At 35.2% G+C, this 18,194-nt stretch carries 16 protein-coding genes; 1 reads left to right on the top strand and 15 read right to left on the bottom strand.

The genetic code is table 11. From position 1 onward, the window contains the following. The first annotated feature begins 55 nt into the window (after window positions 1-55). Window positions 56-2,629: an ATP-dependent Clp protease ATP-binding subunit gene (locus CIG1485E_RS05020; RefSeq protein ID WP_038454369.1), complete on the top strand. Its 2,574-nt coding sequence runs from the start codon at window positions 56-58 to the stop codon at window positions 2,627-2,629. 48 nt (window positions 2,630-2,677) lie between these two features. Here CIG1485E_RS05020 and CIG1485E_RS09645 read toward each other — a convergent pair whose 3' ends face one another. The 15 genes from CIG1485E_RS09645 to CIG1485E_RS04945 form a co-directional block, all read right to left on the bottom strand. Then, window positions 2,678-3,154, bottom strand: a complete 477-nt coding sequence (locus tag CIG1485E_RS09645; protein WP_051870930.1) for a type II secretion system protein — start codon at window positions 3,152-3,154, stop codon at window positions 2,678-2,680. 160 nt (window positions 3,155-3,314) lie between these two features. Next, a complete protein-coding gene (locus CIG1485E_RS05010) occupies window positions 3,315-3,833 on the bottom strand; it encodes a hypothetical protein (RefSeq protein WP_038454366.1) in 519 nt (172 codons plus the stop codon). Beyond that, window positions 3,830-4,783, bottom strand: coding sequence for a hypothetical protein (locus CIG1485E_RS05005; protein WP_038454364.1), 954 nt, complete (start codon window positions 4,781-4,783; stop codon window positions 3,830-3,832). Before CIG1485E_RS05005 ends, CIG1485E_RS05010 begins: the two co-directional genes overlap by 4 nt. Further along, window positions 4,780-5,457, bottom strand: a complete 678-nt coding sequence (locus CIG1485E_RS05000) for an ABC transporter ATP-binding protein (RefSeq protein ID WP_038454362.1) — start codon at window positions 5,455-5,457, stop codon at window positions 4,780-4,782. The genes CIG1485E_RS05005 and CIG1485E_RS05000 overlap by 4 nt, the downstream gene beginning before the upstream one ends. Next, complete coding sequence (locus tag CIG1485E_RS04995) at window positions 5,454-6,563, bottom strand: ABC transporter permease (RefSeq protein ID WP_038454360.1); 1,110 nt, start codon at window positions 6,561-6,563, stop codon at window positions 5,454-5,456. Before CIG1485E_RS04995 ends, CIG1485E_RS05000 begins: the two co-directional genes overlap by 4 nt. Beyond that, a complete protein-coding gene (locus CIG1485E_RS09640) occupies window positions 6,553-6,684 on the bottom strand; it encodes a hypothetical protein (RefSeq protein WP_265182796.1) in 132 nt (43 codons plus the stop codon). Before CIG1485E_RS09640 ends, CIG1485E_RS04995 begins: the two co-directional genes overlap by 11 nt. Window positions 6,685-6,737: 53 nt before the next feature. Further along, window positions 6,738-7,787, bottom strand: coding sequence for a nitrous oxide reductase accessory protein NosL (locus tag CIG1485E_RS04985; protein WP_038454356.1), 1,050 nt, complete (start codon window positions 7,785-7,787; stop codon window positions 6,738-6,740). 23 nt (window positions 7,788-7,810) lie between these two features. Continuing rightward, the gene (locus CIG1485E_RS04980) at window positions 7,811-8,647 is read right to left on the bottom strand and encodes a cysteine-rich Sel1 repeat protein (protein WP_038454354.1); all 837 of its coding nucleotides are present in this window, start codon (window positions 8,645-8,647) and stop codon (window positions 7,811-7,813) included. A 10-nt stretch (window positions 8,648-8,657) separates the two neighbouring features. Then, complete coding sequence (ccsA, locus tag CIG1485E_RS04975) at window positions 8,658-11,348, bottom strand: cytochrome c biogenesis protein CcsA (protein WP_038455609.1); 2,691 nt, start codon at window positions 11,346-11,348, stop codon at window positions 8,658-8,660. Window positions 11,349-11,370: 22 nt separating this feature from the next. Further along, window positions 11,371-12,342 carry an NrfD/PsrC family molybdoenzyme membrane anchor subunit gene (gene nrfD, locus CIG1485E_RS04970; RefSeq protein WP_038454352.1) on the bottom strand — a complete coding sequence of 324 codons (972 nt, stop codon included), beginning with the start codon at window positions 12,340-12,342 and terminating at the stop codon, window positions 11,371-11,373. Window position 12,343: 1 nt separating this feature from the next. Next, complete coding sequence (locus CIG1485E_RS04965; RefSeq protein ID WP_038454350.1) at window positions 12,344-13,024, bottom strand: 4Fe-4S dicluster domain-containing protein; 681 nt, start codon at window positions 13,022-13,024, stop codon at window positions 12,344-12,346. A gap of 36 nt (window positions 13,025-13,060) precedes the next feature. Continuing rightward, a complete protein-coding gene (locus CIG1485E_RS04960; RefSeq protein WP_038454348.1) occupies window positions 13,061-13,837 on the bottom strand; it encodes an FKBP-type peptidyl-prolyl cis-trans isomerase in 777 nt (258 codons plus the stop codon). A gap of 59 nt (window positions 13,838-13,896) precedes the next feature. Beyond that, entirely contained in the window at window positions 13,897-15,954 is a 2,058-nt protein-coding gene (locus CIG1485E_RS04955; protein WP_038454346.1) for a multiheme c-type cytochrome, read from the bottom strand. A gap of 99 nt (window positions 15,955-16,053) precedes the next feature. Then, complete coding sequence (locus tag CIG1485E_RS04950; RefSeq protein ID WP_038454344.1) at window positions 16,054-17,472, bottom strand: ATP-binding protein; 1,419 nt, start codon at window positions 17,470-17,472, stop codon at window positions 16,054-16,056. Further along, the gene (locus tag CIG1485E_RS04945) at window positions 17,462-18,151 is read right to left on the bottom strand and encodes a response regulator transcription factor (RefSeq protein WP_038454342.1); all 690 of its coding nucleotides are present in this window, start codon (window positions 18,149-18,151) and stop codon (window positions 17,462-17,464) included. Before CIG1485E_RS04945 ends, CIG1485E_RS04950 begins: the two co-directional genes overlap by 11 nt. Window positions 18,152-18,194: the final 43 nt, after the last annotated feature.

Here is an 18,194-nt window from a genome sequence, read left to right as displayed (position 1 = left end):
GACATATATAGACTAAAGTTGTATAATACGCTCAATATAAAGTTAAGGAGAAAATATGGCGAATATATTTGAAGAATTAACAGATCAAGCCAGAAGCCTAGTAGAAAACTCACTAAGTCTAGCAATCGGAGCTAAAAATCCAGAAGTAAAGCCACTTCACATGCTTTGGGCACTTTTAGCAGATAGCAGCTCGATTTTAAATCAAATTTTTAATAAAACAAATGTAAGCAAAGACGCAGTTTTACTTGATATCAAAAGTAGGGCAAACTCCTTGCCAACTAGCTCAAATGTAAATAAAGAAAATATCAAAGTTTCAAGTGAGCTAGTAAGTAGCTTGGAAAATGCAAAGGCTGTCATGGTCGGTCTTGGCGATAAATTTATCGCAGTTGATACATGGATTTTAGGCAATCTTGATAAAGAGCCTTTGAAAGAGATTTTGAGCAAATATATAAATTTGCTAGATCTTAGAAAAGAGCTTGAGGCTATTCGTGGTGGCAGAACTATAGATAATCAAACAAGCGATGAAACACTTGATAGCTTGTCTAAATTTGGTGTAGATCTAACCAAAAAAGCAGCCGCTGGTGAGCTAGATCCTGTCATCGGACGTGATGAAGAGATCACAAGAATGATGCAAATCCTCATCCGCAAAACAAAAAACAATCCTATTTTACTAGGTGAGCCAGGAGTTGGAAAGACTGCTATCGTGGAGGGTTTGGCTGAGCTTATCAATAAAAAAGAAGTCCCAACTAGCCTTGCAAATAAGCGAGTAATTGCTCTTGATATGAGTGCTTTGATTGCTGGAGCGAAGTATAGAGGAGAGTTTGAAGATAGGCTAAAAGCCGTCATTGAAGAGGTCAAAAAAGCTGGAAATATCATACTTTTTATCGATGAAATTCACACTATAGTAGGAGCTGGAGCAAGTGAGGGCAGTATGGACGCTGCAAATATCCTAAAACCAGCTCTTGCAAGAGGTGAGCTTCACGCTGTGGGCGCTACAACGCTTAAAGAATATAGAAAATATTTTGAAAAAGACGCAGCCTTGCAACGTCGTTTTCAACCAGTCAATGTAGCTGAGCCAAGCGTAAATGAAGCGCTTCAAATTTTGCGTGGTATCAAAGACAGGCTTGAAGTACACCACAATGTAAATATAACTGATAGTGCGCTTGTAGCAGCTGCAAAGCTAAGCGATAGATATATCAGTGGCAGATTTTTGCCTGATAAGGCAATCGATCTCATAGATGAAGCAGCAGCTGAGCTAAAAATGCAGATCGAAAGCGAGCCTTATGAGCTTTCAAAAGCCAAAAGAGAGATCGAAACTCTAGTTGTGGAGCGTGAAGCTTTGAAAATGGAAGGTGAGAACAAAAACATTGATAGGCTAAATGAGATAGAAAAAGAGCTAGCAAATTTAAACGAGAAAAAAGCTGGCTTGGAAGCTAAATTTAAAAACGAAAAAGCAGTCTTTAACTCTATTAGTGAAGCTAAAAAAAGCATAGAAAGTCTAAAAAACGAAGCTGAACTAGCAAAAAGAAATAACGCTTATGAAAAAGCAGCCGAGATAGAATACGGCAAAATCCCAGAAGCAAACGCGAAAATAAAAGAGTTTGAGGCTAAATGGGAAGAGATGAAAAAGGGTGGAGTACTACTAAAAAATGAAGTCGATGAAGACCTTGTGGCTGGAATACTTAGCAAATGGACTGGAATCTCAGTCAAACGTATGCTAACAAGCGAAAAAGAAAAATACTTGCAAGTAGAAGATCATCTAAAGCAAAGTGTAGTAGGCCAAGACGCTGCTCTCCACGCACTAGCAAGAGCCATAAAACGAAATAAAGCTGGCTTAAGTAGCCAAAACCGTCCTATTGGAAGCTTTTTATTTTTAGGACCAACTGGAGTTGGCAAGACTGAGAGTGCTAAGGCTTTGGCTAAGTTTTTGTTTGATGATGAAAAGGCTCTGATTCGCTTTGATATGAGTGAATATATGGAAAAACACAGCGTCTCAAGACTACTTGGAGCGCCTCCAGGATACGTGGGATATGATGAGGGCGGTCAGCTTAGTGAGGCTGTGAGACGTCGTCCATATAGCGTGATTTTGTTTGACGAAGTAGAAAAGGCGCATAAAGATGTGTTTAATATCTTGCTTGGGATTTTAGATGATGGCAGGGCTACTGATAATAAAGGCGTAACTGTGGATTTCAAAAATACAATCATCATTCTAACAAGCAACATCGGCTCATCTGCGATAGCAAATTTAAGTGGCGATGAGAGAGAAAATGCGGTAAAAGAGGCATTGAAAGAGTATTTTAGACCTGAGTTTTTAAACAGGCTTGATGACACCATAATCTTTAATCCACTTGGTGCAAATGAGCTTAGTGGCATAGTTTCTATTATGTTTAAAGAGCTTGAAGGAACGCTTCTTGGACGTGGTATCAAAGCCACACTTGATGCAAGCGCAAAAGAGCTTATAGCAAAGGCTGGATTTGATCCAGTTTATGGAGCAAGACCACTTAGAAGGGCACTTTATGAGCTTGTTGAAGACAGGCTTGCTGAAGAGATTTTAAAAGACAATCTCAAATCAGGAGATAGCATAAACATCACAGCTTTGAATGATGAGATAGTTATAAATGTATTATAATTATACGATTCAAAAGATTAAACCCCTAAATTTAGGGGTTTTGTTTATTTAGTTGTCACTATTTTCTTGGAATAAACTATAACCGCCGACTTTGATACCGCCATTATCTTGTGTTTGTTTAGTCCAGTCTTTTAATGCTTGGGTTTCTTTTAAAGCTTTGCAAAATGGCGAATTATTAGGAGTGTTTAGCTCTACTATTTTGATAAGACCTTCGGCATTTGAAACTTTCATATTTACACAATCTACCCATCTTTTGCCAGCAGGTCTATTTTTTATTTCTTTTATAAGAGGAGACATTATATCCATTTGAGCTCCGCCAGTATCTCCATTAGCAACGGTGAGAAATTTGCCATTTACTGTGTAGTATGCTGTAAGTTGAGTAATAGCATCTTTCATCTCTACTACTGCTTTTATTACTTCGGCATCATCTCTTGTGGCTGCTAGTTTTGGAACAGCGATTGAAGCTAAGATGCCTAAAATTACAATGACGAACACAAGTTCGATCATAGTAAAACCTTTTTTCATGTTCTCTCCTTAGACCGAATTATATATTTATGTAAGGGATGTAATGATATTAAATTGAAATTTAAAAATAATTAAAATTATATCAAAATAAAAATTATTTTGATATGCTTGCAATGATTTTTATTTTATGCAAATTTACAGTTGTGATTAAATTTAGTGGTTAAATTCTATTTTCTGTAAGAAGTATGTTTATAAGTGGATTTATGAGAGTTTCACCACGTGCCGCAAAAAGCACAACCTCATCATAATAACTATCGCTAACCCCGTGCAAATGATACTCATAAGCTGCTATTCCATATCCCATAGGTGTGATATCTACTCTAGAGTACCAAGCGTTTTTGGCTGGGACATATTTTTTTGTATCTTGAGTATAGACCCAAGTCGTGATAGAGTCTTTGTCCTTTTGTCTGATGAGCCATGTGAAAAGATTGGTAATGTCGGTAAAAAAGTATGTGTCACCATTGCTTCTTACTGCTTGAGCTGAGTTTTCGTACTCTTTGATAGGGGCTTTGGTTTCAGAGCATAGATATTTGCTTTTGTTAAAATCCATATCTGTAAGGGCTATTTTCGCAGTGTTGCCGTGTCTGACAAGAGTGCTTGTCACTCCAAAATCAATAGAAGCTATAAGCATTATAAAAACAGCAGCCAAAATAGCAGTGGCAAAGATCTGCTTTTTCATAGTAAAACTCCGCTTTTGATATAGTATTTGACGACGTAAAAACTACAAGTTAGGGCGTTTATAATAAAGCAAATTGATGAGTATTTTAGCAGGTTAAAATAACTATTTTTTGTGATAAGTTCGACCAGAAACGGAACAATCCCAAAAAATACTCCCAAAAACAAAGATCCCCAAATGATGTATCCTACGTAAAAATACTCTTTTTGAAGCATGCAATATGGGCATTGATGATTTGGCATTTCATAGACATAAAGCCCAAAAAAATATGTAATAGCATAGTACGCAACAAACATAAAAAGCAAGCTAGAAGCAAAGCTTGCTATGGATTGCTTGAGCCAATTTAAAACTATAATGCTGGTAAAAATCGTATAAAAAAACACTACCAAAAGAGTCTTGGTGTACCCAAATGGTAGCTGAGGTGCTTGAAAGACTACTGAGCAGCAAAAAACAGGGACTTTCAGCGGAATATTGGTAAAAAATGAAATTTCTAAAAAAAACTCAACCAAAACAAAGGTAAAAAGCAGTGTGAAAATCATATACTTTTTTCTAAGATATGGGAAAGTTATCGCCTTTAGATCAAGGCTATTTATGATTATCCATAAACCAAAACCAAAAATTAGTAGAATTTTGAGTAGTAAAAGTATGTTGCCGTATTTGTTTGAGCCGACAACTCCAGCTGAACACATAGCGCCTGGAACTATGCTTGAAAGCTTGTTTAAAGAGAGTATAAAAAATATAAAAAGTATGATTTTGCACGTAATAGCAAAGAGCAAAATCGTGTTGATGAGATAGTTTTTCTTTTCTAAATTATATTGTAAAGAGGTCGTAGCCTCAAAATCCCAAAAACGCATTATAGAAACTATATAAAACTGAGATATAGCCATAAGGACAATGATAATAAGCTCTATAAGTAAAAAGGCGATGATCTGATCTGATAAAAATATATTCATTGGACTATCTCGCCGTTTTGGATATGGATATATCTATCTATAAAATCAAGCTCATCAAATAAGATATCATGAGTAGCTACTATTACAGTCTTGCCTAAGTCTTTAAATTTTTTTAATATATCTATAAAAACTAGGGAGTTAGCTTTGTCTAAATTTGCTGTAGGCTCGTCTGCTAGTATGATGCTAGGATCCATCACCAAGGCTCTTGCTATAGCACATCTTTGCTTCTCTCCACCGCTCAAGTGTGAGATAGGCTCATCTTTTTTGTGTGCTATATTTGCTAAATTCATGGCGTTTTGTATCTTTGCGTTTAATTCATCTTTTTTAAGAAAAGTAAGGGAAAGTGGGGCTTTGACGTTTTGATAAACGCTAAGTCCTTGCAATAAATTAAACGATTGAAAGATAAAACCAATGTCTTTATGCCTATATGATGAACTCATGATATCTGGTAGTTTAGACACATTTTGCGAATTTACTAGAATTTCGCCATTTGTGGGTTTAGTAAGACCAGCAAGGATAGATAAAAGCGTGCTTTTTCCACTTCCACTGATTCCTTTGAGTATGATGATCTCACCTTCTTTAACCTCTAAATTGATATTTATCAATGCTCTAAACTCGTTTTGTTTGTTTTGATTATAAACTTTAGCCAAATTTGTTATTTTGATTTTCGTCATTTTACTGCCTCGCTCATATCGCTGATCGCTACCCGCCAAGATGGAATGATAACAAAAGCTAAAAATGGAATCACGCTAAATATAAATATAAGAAACAGTATATCAAAGTCAATGACTGGAGTAAAAGTTATAGAATTATTTAGTTCGCTTCCTAAGAATATATTTCTTAAAAGTGGAGCGTTTGCCACAAATACGTATATATAAGCAAGTGCAATTCCTAGCAAATATGCCGCGGTGCTGACTACTATATTTTGTATAAATTTAAGTGCGATTATGTCTTTGATACAAAAACCAATGCTTCTTAGTATGGCTATCTCTTTTTTCTTTTCGCCATAAACTAGTGAAATTTGATTTTTTAAAAGTATAAAAAATGATACCATAGCTACAACGTATAAAATCATAAATATACCACCTTTGTAGTAGTATAGATTATTTACAGCAGCTACTGCGTCTTCTGCGCTTGTGGCTACTGTATTTGGATATAAATTTGCTATTTTTAAAGCCACTTCGCTTACTTCATTTTGGTTTGGGACGCTAACATAAAGCTTGGTGTATTTGCCAGCGTCAATGCTTAAAACATCCCTTGCTGTTTGAGGGTTCATATATATGACATCGTTTGAAACTATGTTGGTTTCGTGTGGGGAAATTTTGTTTATTTTGATCGGTATAAGCTGTTTTTCTGTAAGGAAGTTAAAAACATCTTCATAATAAAGCTCTTGCATGGCTTCTTTGACACCACTACCTATAATCATCTCATACTCATCAAGATTTTCATCTCCTATGATATGAAACCACACTCTTTTTTGACCAAAATAATACATTCCATCTACGATTCCTTGAATATCTCCAACTCCACTTATCTGGGAGATATCATATATATATCCATCATGTATCAAATCGTCTTTGCCAGCTCTTAGAGCTTCGACTACTATATCTGGTCTTGATTTTATACTATTAGTTATATCATACTTAATAGAATCAGATATAAAAAGCACTGAGCTTAGCAAAAACACTATAAAAGAAAATATCAAAAAACTAAAGGAGTGATCTGCTTTGTCCTTAAAAAGCAGAGTTATGCTATAGTCTATAAAATTTTTACTTATCATATGCAAACCTTTTATAATCTTTTGATATAAATGTAGTAGATAGTCTTGGATCTTTTATATTTTTTGCTAGCTCATCTATCTTTGCATTTTTGTTAGTCCTATCAAAGCTAACATAATGCAAAGCAATTAATCCGTATAAAAAAGTAAAAAAGACTACAAAACTAGCTATAAATTTCATAATTTTTCAACCAGGCTCTTGGTTATTTCATCAAAGCTAAGTATGGTTTTGCCATCATGATCTTTGGCAAATGTTCTTGCTTCTTCTATGGTAGAAAATGGTATAAGCTCACTTCCCATAGGCCCATAAACATCAGATCCTATGACGTAAATAGCAGTTTTTGCGTCAATTTTTTGTAGTTTGTAGTAGTTGGTTACAAAAATTTGATTAAATTTTTTGTTTTCTTTGAATATGAATTTCATCATATCTTTTACACCATCAAAATACAGCTCTTTATCTCCATCATTTATCATAGCTACCCAGCTTGGATTTTTAGCTACAAACATACCACAAACTGGACATTTTGCATCTTTTGGAACCATGATTTTAGATATAGTTTTTTGTTCTTTTGCTTTTGGAGTATCCCAGATATAAAGTGCAGCTGCTTGGAGTTCTGCATCGTTTTTGGTAGAGCAAACTTCTTTTAAATTTGCCTTTAGGCTAGCTATATTTTTAAACTCTTTTGCATTTACTTTTTGGCATTTTGTCTCATATACGGTTTTACCTTTTTCATAGACGCCACCTTCGCGTTTAGCCTTTATCATCTTTTTATCGCTTAAAAAATCCTTTTTAGCCACCTCAAAAGCTTCTTCAAAATTTGCTATACTTCCGCCATTTTGTGCTTGAAACTCTTTTGCATCTTCAATGCTTGAAAAAGCGTATTTGCTATTTTGACTCATTGTGCCTTTCATGCTACTTCCTATGACATAAGTAGCTTTGTAAGCATCTGCGAAATTTAAATTTTTAGTATCGACAACCTTAGCTTCGCTTGGTAGATTTCCTCTTGTTGCTTCGTATAAACAGTGCAATGAGCAGTATTGGGTATCTTTGTGGATGTGATTTGTTTTGTAAAATTTAGGTAAGTTCATACCGCAATTCATGCAGTATTCGCCGCCTTGTTTTGTATTTACCAAAGTTGCCTTATCTGGTTCGACGCTTTGAAACATTCCAGCGCCAAAGGCTAAGCTTACTGAAAGGCTAAGCGCAAAACATAATTTTGAAAACATAATTTCTCCTTTAAATTTAGGCGTTATTTTGTGATGTTGTTTAAAAGCTCTAGATTTTCGCAGCCGACTTTCAAGCCTTTATCGCAGCTTTTTTTAAATAGCTCTTTGGCTTTTGCGACATCTGCTCCAATGCCTTTTCCTTCAGCGTACATGATAGCAAGATTATTGCAACCTTTGTAGAAGTTAAAAGAACAAGCTTTTTGGTAATATTCTACTGCTTTTTTGTAGCTTTGCTCAGTTCCTTTGCCAAAAGCGTATAAAAATCCAAGATTGTCACATCCTATGCCGATCTCGCCAGCGCAAGATTTTTCATAGTAGTTTTTGGCTTTTTTGAAGTCTTTTTCTACGCCGATTCCTTCCATGTATAAATATCCAAGATTATTACAGCCCATCATATCGCCGTAATTGCAAGCTTTTGTGTAGAGTTTTATAGCTTTTTCTATATCTCTTGGAGTGCCAGCGCCATTAGCATAAAGAAGTCCTAAAGATGTACATCCTTCATTGTCTTTACAAGCTTTTTCGTAATAAGAGATCGCCTTTGTGAAGTTTTGGTCTGCGCCAGAGCCACTTTCGTATATATATCCAAGATTATTGCAAGCTAGAGCAAAGTTGTCTTTACAAGCTCTCTCATAAGAGTTTATGGCCTTTTTGTAGTCTTTTTGGACGTTTCCAGTGCCTTCATAATACAAAACGCCAAGATTGTAACAGCCTGAGGCTTTTTTGTCTTCATTGCAAGCTTTTGAGTAAATTTCTATTAGTTTTTGGTGGTCGCCATTTTGTTTGGCTTCGATTCCATCAGCGATGAAGCCAGCATTTGCAAACGTGGCAACGACTAGAGCTGTGATAAGAGTTTTTTTCATTTTTATTCCTTTATTTGATTGGTTTTATATCTTTGCCCTTGCTTGCAAAGATGCTTATAAGTATTATCGTAAATAGCACGTAATAGACTAAATTTGGTACTTCAGGGCTTTGTCCTGTGGCTGCGTATGAATGCATACCAGTAAGATAAAAATTCACCCCAAAATATGTCATTATGATAGATGAATACGCAAAAACTGAAGTTATGGCAAATACATAAACTGAATTTAGCTTTGGTATAAATCTAAGGTGTAAAACTATGGCATAAACTATGATAGATACAAAAGACCAAGTCTCTTTAGGATCCCAGCCCCAATATCTTCCCCAGCTTTCATTCGCCCAAATCCCGCCAAAAAAATTGCCCACTGTAAGCATAGAAAGTCCGATTATAAGGCTTATCTCATCTATGGCTATTAGGTATTTGATTTGTGCGTTTAATCTATCTTTGTTTTTATCATTTTTTAATATCATTAGGATTAAAACTATAAGCCCAAGCAATGCTCCAAGACCCAAAAATCCATAGCTTGCAGTGATAACTGAAACATGCACGCTAAGCCAGTATGATTTTAGGACTGGGACTAAATTTGTGATTTGTGGATTGATAAAGCTCATGTGAGCCACAAGCATCATAATGGCAGCGAGCAAAGACGAAGCCGCAAGTATGAGTATAGATCTTTTAAATAGTATCATTCCAGCCAAAATTGCAGACCAGCCGATATATATCATTGATTCATAAGAATCACTCCAAGGAGCGTGCCCTGAAATATACCATCTAAGCCCAAGTCCAAGAGTGTGAGCTAAAAATCCAGCAACAAAAATGGCAAATATAAGTTTTTCTAAATTTGAAAAGCGTTTTAGCAAAAATATTGATATAAAGCCTAAGAATAGGGCAATTACGCCAATAATAAGATAAAAATATACTAAATTTTTAAAGATTGATAACTTGTTGTATAAAATCTCTATTTGTGTGCGTTTGAGACTTGGAAGTATGTGGCTTGAGACTGCTTTTTGGTAGGCTTTTAGCTCATTTAAGGCTTTGTTTGCACCGCTCCAGTCACCACCTTGTAAGCCAATTTCAAGACCAACAAGATAATCATTTAGCATATTTTTTACTTCAGAATCTACTCTATCATCGTAAAATGCGTCATTTGGTGATAACCATTTGTTTGATTTGTCATTTGCTATTGGGATAAATTTAAAATACACACCTTTAAAAGTAAGATAAGCTATGTTTAATCTCTCATCAAATTTGATAAGCTCGTTATCCAAAACTCCTCTTTGTGACACGCTTTTTTCATTTGCCTTGTCTACAAAAATAGCAAGTTTGTAGTTGCCATTCTCATCAAAGGCTTGATTGAAGCTGACGAAATTTTGCTCTTTTGGCAAATTTAAAAGCTCTTTTATCTCATTATTATTTAATTTTATTATTTCTAAAGTTCGCCATAAGCTTGGATTTGTATTTATTCCTAAGATGATTTGTTCAGCACTCAAGCCAATAAGCGAGCTTTTGCCGCTGATTTTATTTACTATTTCATGAGCCTCTGTGCCAATAGGTTTTATCCTGCCTTTATAATCTTGCACGAGAAGAGTGGCAAACTCACCAGATGCGTGCTCGTATGAATTAGCTCTAAACTGCTCTAGCTCACTGCTTTGCAAGCTTGGAGCTGCGAAAGAGAGTAGGGCAAAAGATATAAAAAATGCAAATGAGCTGTTTTTTATGATCTCTTTTAGCTTTGCAAATCTGCTTTTTTTTGTAAAAAAGTTTCCGACAAAGCCAAGACAAAGTAGAAAATAACCAAAATATGTAGGCCATTTTCCTGGATCTTTATTTACTTCTAGCACACTTCCACTCTCATCAGGATCGTATGAGGACTGGAAAAATTTATACCCTTCAAAGCTTAAAGGGTGGTTCATAAAGATTTTATAATCTAAAATTTTATTCAAATTTGTATCCAAAACATCGATATAACTAGCATAAGATGATGGGCTTTTAGATCCTGGATATCTGAGTAGTTCAAAATCATTTAGCTTTATCCAAAATGGTAAATTTATTAGTTTAGAACCCCATGAGAGCTCTATTTTTTGATTGTCGAAATTTAAAATGCTTGGCTCACCAAGCCAGCCTACACCACCTTTTATGGCTATAGTTTGTGAGATTTGTCTGTTTATAATGGCATCAACCATAAGAGTTGCACGCTGCCCTTTTTGTGCTGGTTCATAAGAGTTAAATTTTATAATTATAGTTTTTGAGTTTATTTCTTGAGAAAATGAAAAATCGTTATTGCCTATGCGGGCTAAATTTAGTGGGTATTCAAAAATTTGATTGTCTGATTTGATTTGAAGGTATGATTTTACGCTTACCATTTGGTTTTGTTTGTCACCTTCTTTGATATGCATAATGCCTTCATCTCCAAAATATCTAGTCAAAAAAGCGCCTATTATGATGACTATGAAAGCTAAGTGAATGACAAAGGCGCCAAAGCGTTTATACATTTTTGTTTGCAAGATGATACCTATCAAAGATATCATCAAAACAAACATGAGAACTTCATACCAAAAGGCATTATAGACAAAAATCTTTGCAGTTTGAGTATCATAAATGCTCTCTAAAAATGTGGCTACGCCAGCGCCACAAGCAAGTATAAATAGCAAGAAAAGTATAAATTTATAAGATAAAAGAACTCGTTTTAAATTTAAAATCAATTTCACGCTATTTCCTCATTTTTTATATAAATATATCATAAGTTTGTCCAGCATAGACTATAAATATTCTTAAAAGTAAAACACCAATAACGCTTGCAAAACTACTTACATAAAACGCCAAATTTGATGAAGCTACTTTTTTACCTAGTAGAAAATTTAAAACTATAGGAAGACAAAAGCCTATACCAACAACACCTACCCAAAACAGCCCAGACCAAGCACCACCACAAAATGCCGCACTTGCAGCTTTTTGAGCGTCGCTTCCTATGATAAGTGATACAAATATCATTCCAAGAAGCATAATCTCAACAGCCATAACTGGCCATTCGATTTTGTGTAGTGTTTTTAGATCATTTGAGTGGTGATCTTCTTTGAAGCAAAGTGCCGCAAGTAAACTTGAGCCAGCGATTCCCGCACTTAGTCCAGAAGCCACAAAAAGCGCAGGCAATACTGCAGTATTAAGAAGTGGGAAACGAACCAAAACTGAGATCAAAAATCCAGTATAAGCACAAACAATCACAGCAAAAGCAATACAAAGTGCATTTACTAATGGACGGATTTTGTTTAGGATTTGCATCACAGTTACAAATAAACCCTTTAAAAATGTAAAGCGTTTGCTTAAAAGCTCTAGTATCTCATCTTCAAAGGCATAAAGCACCATAACAAAGCTAAGTGGTATATAAATACAAAGTGCTAAAACACCAATAGACATAACTGAGTTAAAGTTATAATTGATTAGTATTTTCCAAAAATATAGTGGCTTATCAAGGTCGCCTACAAGGCAAACCATACCGAGCATAATTGTCACAAAAGCAAGCAATGAAGCTGCTTTAAATAGTGGAGTACTAGCCTCTTGTTTTTTGTAGTGTCTTATGAGTATAGAAACTATCAAAGCCCCACCACTCATACCAGCTAGCAAAAGATAAACGGCAATCGGCCAACCCCACTCGACGCCGTGAGAAAATGTATATGTGTAATTTATTGCTGAGTTCATATCATACTCCTAATTTCACTACAGGGATATAGCGTAAGCTAGGATTTGTACCACACTCAGGTCTCATCCTAAGACTATCTTTTACATTTAGCATTTTGCTTATATATGAGTTTTCATCATTTAGATCGCCAAATACTAGTGCTTCGTATTTACAAGCTTCTACGCAAGCTGGCTCATGTCCGTCTTTTAAATTTGTATCAGCACAGAAGTTACAGCTTTCAGCAGATTTTGTCTCTTCGTTGATAAAACGCACATCATAAGGACAGGCAACTATGCAGTATTTACAGGCTATACAATCATCTGTATTCATTGTAGTTATGCCGTTTTCATCCTTGTGACAGGCTTTTGTAGGGCAAACTTTCACGCAAGGTGCATCAACGCATTGTTGGCAAGATACTCTGACATATCTTTTTTCCATTCTTTTTTGTGGGTCTGTTTTGTCTTGTACGTAAAGTCTCATTTGATCTTTTGGAACCAAATTTACCTTTTTACAAGCTCTTTCACAATCAGTACATCCAACGCATTTATTTTGGTCAAATATCATCCCAAAATGTGGTTTTTTGTCTTTAGTTTCATCCTGGCTTGGTTGCGTTTTTGCAAGCAAATTTGAGTAACTTGCAACACCAACACCAACTGAGCCTACAGAAAGATATTTGATAAAGGCTCTTCTTTTGTTTTCCATTTTTACTCTCCTTTTTATGCGTGGGTAGCAAGGATTTTATTTTGTCGTATTTGTGTCATGAAAGTTTTTCATATCATCACTCAGAGCCTTTGCACTGTTTGCTAGCTCGCCTGGTTTTAGAACTTTCATAAGCTCTATTTCAAAAACAACTGTCGAGCCACCAGGGATTTCGCCCATTCCAGCTTCACCATAAGCAAGATTGCTTGGGATTACGACTTTGTATTTTGATCCAGTATTCATAAGCAAAAGCGCCTCTTTTAAGCCATCAATGATGTTTATCATTGAAAGATGTGCAGGGGATTTTTTCTCATAAGTGTCATCAAAAACTTTTCCATCTACTAAATACGCTTTGTAATTGATCAAAACGATACTTTCTGGTTTTGGTTTTTCGCCTTTTGCCGGTTTTATAACTTCGTATTGGACGCCTGATTTTGTAGTTTTGACTTTTGAGCTTTTAGCATTTTTTGCCATAAACTCTTTTCCAGCTTTTAGATTTGCGTCAATTTGCTCTTTTTGTTGTTTTTTGACTATCTCATTTAGCCTATCAGCTCTCGCGTTTAAAAGAGTGATAATCTCTTCATCGCTTAGTTTTTGTTTTTTGCTAAGAGCGTCCATAAAGCCATCAACTACTGCATTTATATCTGATTTTACTCCAAGTGCTTCTTGGTTTAAAATTTGATTAGAGATATAGCTTCCAGTAGAAGCTCCAATACTATAAGATTCTTTTTGTTCTTGCGTTTTTAGATCAGCGCAAAATGAATATCCTGCTAAACAAAAAATCGCAACCAAACTTGTTAAGAGTTGTTTTTGCATCGTTTTAACCTTTTAAATTTAGAGGGCTATGAAGTCATAGCCCTTTTTTGTTGTGTGAATTATTTGTTGATAATTCTTTGAGCTTCGTTGATGTACTCTTTAGAAGCGTCAAGTCTTTGTTTAGTATATTTGAAACCATGCATACCAAATGAACCATCTTTTTCAAGTAGATCAACAGTTTCTTGAGCTTTTTCGATTAGCTCGTAAACTCTTGTCTTGTCACTTGGGTTAAGTTTTTTAACTTCAAGAATACCATAAATTCCTTGTATACCAACTTTGATTTGAGTTAAGGTAGTTTTAACCGGAGTTTGCCATCCCATAACTTCATCATAAGCTTGTTTTTGGTTTTTGAAGTGCAATGTTTCTTTAAGCTCTGAAAGCACTGGACTGTGGCAGCCTTTTGCATCTACCATATCTTGGTCTGCCCATGATGTTCTAGCACAAGCCCACATCAAGTCGACGAAGTTACGTCCATCTTCATTTCTTTGGAAATACCAATCTTTACCATCTCTTGGATCTTTTGAAGTAGCACCTGCAACAAGTGATTTTCTAGTTGGGCTAACATCGATTTTCCAGATGTGTGATCTTCTTTGAGTATCAAATCCAGCATTGTCTTGGAATTGAACTGCGTAGAAGTTTTCACAACTCATCATAAATGGCATGTGGCAACTTGCACAGCTATTTTTACTATGAGTGTCTGCTTTAGAAGCTATGTAAGCTTGCTCTTTGTGGCAGTCTTTACAATCTTTTCTAATTTTTGGTTTAGTATATAATGCACTTAAATAACCTTGTTCAGAGTTATAGTTAAGTCCTTTTATGCTCTTATCGCCAACAACTGGACCTGTTACATCGTGTGGATCGTGGCAAGTTGTACATCTCATACCTTTGTCATAGTGAGCTGTAAAGTAAGTTTGTGAGCCTTCACTACCACATCCTGGTCCCATTGATTTAAATTTAGAACTCAAAGAAAGGTCAAGTTTTCCAGCATTTAGTGGATTACTTCTTGCTAAATCTGGGCTATAGTTAAATCTTTGGTGACAGCGTTCGCAGTTTGACATACGATTTCCAGTACCACCATCTAAGTGTCCGCCAGCGCCATGGCACTCTTCACAGCTTACGCCTTTAGAAATAGTGTGTTTTTGTAACTCTTTAGCATTTCCTAAAGCGTTGTAGAAATCTTTTTTGTCTTTGAAGTCAAATTTAACTGGGTGACAAACTTCACAGTATGATGAATTTGCTTGGAAAGACATTTGAGTTTTGTATTTTGCAGCGTATGATGCAAGACCTCTTACATATCCAGAGTTTACGCCGTATTCTTCAAGAGTTTCTGGGAATTCTGGAATCCATTTTTTGATTTTTTTGACAACTTCTGGAGTTAAATTTAGAGCCCAAGTTCTTTGCCATTGGTTTGATCCAGCGACTATTTGACCTGTTCCGTCTTTTAAAAGTCCGTTTTCAACGTGATATGTACCACGAAGTAGCCAAGCATCTATATATCCAAGTTTTGTTCTTACGTGACCGATAGTAGCATAAACTACATCTGGAGTAATACCTTTTGGAAGGATTGAAGCTGTATCTTTGTCAAATACAGGATCTACTAGATTGTTGTTAAACTCAGGGTGTTCGCCTGGGAAACGAATAGTTGTTGAGTGTCTTGATCTGCTCCATACTTCGTATTGTGCAGGGTGGCACTCACCACATTTTTCAGGACCTATAAATTTATTAGGGAACATCAAAGTTGAAGTTGATGCTATCCTATACATCATTGAGCTTACGCCTTGTCCGTTTTCACGTTTGCTAAGTTTAGATAAATCTTTACCATGACCCTCAGCTATCCACTCATGACCACGGTCACCCACAGCCATTTTACCTACTGTTTTACCACCATATTTTGTGAAAATAGGGTGGTTTTTAAACAACCAATTGTACATTTCTTGCTCTTCTACAATGTAGTCTTGCAATGAAATAACGCCTCTGCTCTCCAAAGTTCCCTTTGGGTTAGCAATGATGTCTCTTGCTTCTTTGGTCATGTCCATGCCTTCCATAGCACAGGCGTTTGAACCAAAAATGCCAAAGCCAACAGCCAAACAAAGCAACGCTTTATTTAACTTTTTCATCTGCTCTCCTTTTATGAAATTCATCCAAAATTGTGATAATTTTGCATATTTCAAATAGTAACAATAAATAGTGGTAAAAAAAGGGGAAAAATTAACAAATTATGAATTTAAAAAGACAATAGTAAATATTACACAATTATTTATATTTTGCACAAATATCTTTCCTTTGTTTTTTTGCATTATCATCTTACACATATATAAGCCAAGTCCATTTCCTGTATTTTTGGTTGTGAAATATGGCTCAAATATCTTGTTTATAAGCTCTGGATCTATGCTCCCAGCATTATTTTTTATATTTATGATACGCATATTATCTTGTGCTACTGAGGTGATGTGGATTTGTCTATCTGTGATGTTTGTAGATACAAAAGCTTCTTTTGCATTGTTAATAATATTTATGATAACTTGCATAATATCGTTAATATTTCCAAAATGAGTGAAGTTGTCTTTAATATCTATATTTACTTTTATGCTATTTGTTTTTAAAGCTTCATTTAAGAGTTTTAGGGATTGGTCTATGGCTTCTTTGCTTGTGAACTCTTTCTTTTGCATATTTGGATTGAAGAAATTTTTAAAATACTCTACAGTGTTTGACATAAATTTAACCTGCTCGTCTGTGTCTTTGATCTTTTCGTATAGCTTTTCTTTGGTTAGTTTATCTCTTTGAGCGTATAGTTCTAAATTTATAAGTGTAGAGCTGATTTGAGCTAATGGCTGCTTCCACTGATGAGATATATTTCTTATCATCTCGCCCATGAGAGCAAGTCTGCTTTGGTGGATCATTAGAAGTTCGTTTTGCTCTTTTTCTTTTTTTTGGATTTTATATATAAAAAATATAAACAGTACAAAAACCCCAAATATAGTAGCACCACTTACTATAAATTCTTTTAGATGATATGACAATATATTTTCTATAGGTATTTTAAATGATATCATGGCTATGGTATCGCCGATTTGGCTTTGGAAATTTAAGCTATTACCATATTGTTCTACTAGCTTTTTAGGGGCAGAGTCAGGAGTGTGACAATCAGCGCAAGATGCTTGAGAGTGTTTGATAGGAAGTCCGACATAATAATATGGTGTATGATTCTCGTCAAGAATTATGCTTGAATAGCTATTGTATTTATTTTCTTTAAAGTCGTTTAGGATTTTGTTTTCAAACTCAGTTCCGATGTGAGAAGGGTTTAGTGGATTTAGGGCGACTAGCTTATAATCATAGTCTATATTTTGTTTTGCGTGCTGGATTTTATACACTTCTCTTGTGATATACGATGATGACATCAGCCTAGAATCAAAAAAATCATCTGCTAAAATGTCTTTGTCTTTTAGCTCTTCAAGAAGTGGTCTTTGCACGCTTGCTACATAATCCCTTACTGCATTCATCGCATCTAGTATGTAAAATGCTTGCTGTCTTGCATCTTTCATAGCGAGTTCTCTATAGAAGTTAAAAACCAAAAGCGTGATTGCCACGTATAAAATCGCAAACAAAGAGACGATAAATTTGAAGTTATATTTCACACAAATACCCAACGCCGTATAAATTTTTGATGATACTTTTACCGATTTTTTTTCTTAAATCTTTGATTATGGTTTTGATAGCTTCCTTGCTTGGCTGCTCGAACTCCCACATATAGTCAAAAATTTGCTCATAAGTTATGGTTTTGTTTTTGTTTTTTAAGAAATACTCAAGCAGCTGGCTCTCTTTTTTAGAAAGATGATAGGTCTCATCGCTACTATAAAGTATCTTTTTGCTAAAGTCATATTTCAAATCATTATCTATAGCAAAAATCAAAACATGGTCAGTTAGCTCAGAGGCTATACTTTCAAGAGCTTTTATGAAAGTTGCTTTGTCATAAGGTTTTGGAAGGTATCTTGTGATCTTAAGCTCAATAGCTCTCCACAAATACTCTTGTTCTGTGTGGCTTGATAAGATAACTATAGGTATGGTGTGGTTGATTTGTCTGACTCTTTTTGCAAGCTCTAGCCCGTCTAAGCCTGGAACTGAAATATCAAGAATTAAAGCATCATAAGAGTTTGTCATAAACTCATCAAAAGCCTCTACACCGTCTTTGACGCCGACAACTTGACCGAAAAATAGTTCTAAAGATTCTATAATATTTTTTAGTATATTTGGCTCATCTTCCAAACAAAGAACTTTTTTATTAGATAAAATTTCTAGAAGAATTTGATTTTCCATAACTTCCTTACTTGATTTGCTAAATTTAATTAGCAAAAATTGT

Origin of the sequence: Campylobacter iguaniorum, from assembly GCF_000736415.1 — a bacterium.
Classification (GTDB): Bacteria; Campylobacterota; Campylobacteria; order Campylobacterales; family Campylobacteraceae; genus Campylobacter; species Campylobacter iguaniorum.
This window is presented reverse-complemented; position numbering and strand designations above follow the sequence as displayed.

Excerpts from the sequence above, each read along its gene's own strand:
- CIG1485E_RS04960 (WP_038454348.1), bottom strand. The coding sequence starts at position 13,837 with ATGCAAAAACAACTCTTAACAAGTTTGGTTGCGATTTTTTGTTTAGCA.
- CIG1485E_RS04995 (WP_038454360.1), bottom strand. The coding sequence starts at position 6,563 with ATGATAAGTAAAAATTTTATAGACTATAGCATAACTCTGCTTTTTAAG.
- CIG1485E_RS05010 (WP_038454366.1), bottom strand. The coding sequence starts at position 3,833 with ATGAAAAAGCAGATCTTTGCCACTGCTATTTTGGCTGCTGTTTTTATA.
- CIG1485E_RS05005 (WP_038454364.1), bottom strand. The coding sequence starts at position 4,783 with ATGAATATATTTTTATCAGATCAGATCATCGCCTTTTTACTTATAGAG.
- CIG1485E_RS04955 (WP_038454346.1), bottom strand. The coding sequence starts at position 15,954 with ATGAAAAAGTTAAATAAAGCGTTGCTTTGTTTGGCTGTTGGCTTTGGC.
- CIG1485E_RS04965 (WP_038454350.1), bottom strand. The coding sequence starts at position 13,024 with ATGGAAAACAAAAGAAGAGCCTTTATCAAATATCTTTCTGTAGGCTCA.
- CIG1485E_RS04985 (WP_038454356.1), bottom strand. The coding sequence starts at position 7,787 with ATGTTTTCAAAATTATGTTTTGCGCTTAGCCTTTCAGTAAGCTTAGCC.
- nrfD (WP_038454352.1), bottom strand. The coding sequence starts at position 12,342 with ATGAACTCAGCAATAAATTACACATATACATTTTCTCACGGCGTCGAG.
- CIG1485E_RS05000 (WP_038454362.1), bottom strand. The coding sequence starts at position 5,457 with ATGACGAAAATCAAAATAACAAATTTGGCTAAAGTTTATAATCAAAAC.
- CIG1485E_RS04980 (WP_038454354.1), bottom strand. The coding sequence starts at position 8,647 with ATGAAAAAAACTCTTATCACAGCTCTAGTCGTTGCCACGTTTGCAAAT.
- CIG1485E_RS04945 (WP_038454342.1), bottom strand. The coding sequence starts at position 18,151 with ATGGAAAATCAAATTCTTCTAGAAATTTTATCTAATAAAAAAGTTCTT.
- CIG1485E_RS09645 (WP_051870930.1), bottom strand. The coding sequence starts at position 3,154 with ATGAAAAAAGGTTTTACTATGATCGAACTTGTGTTCGTCATTGTAATT.
- CIG1485E_RS05020 (WP_038454369.1), top strand. The coding sequence starts at position 56 with ATGGCGAATATATTTGAAGAATTAACAGATCAAGCCAGAAGCCTAGTA.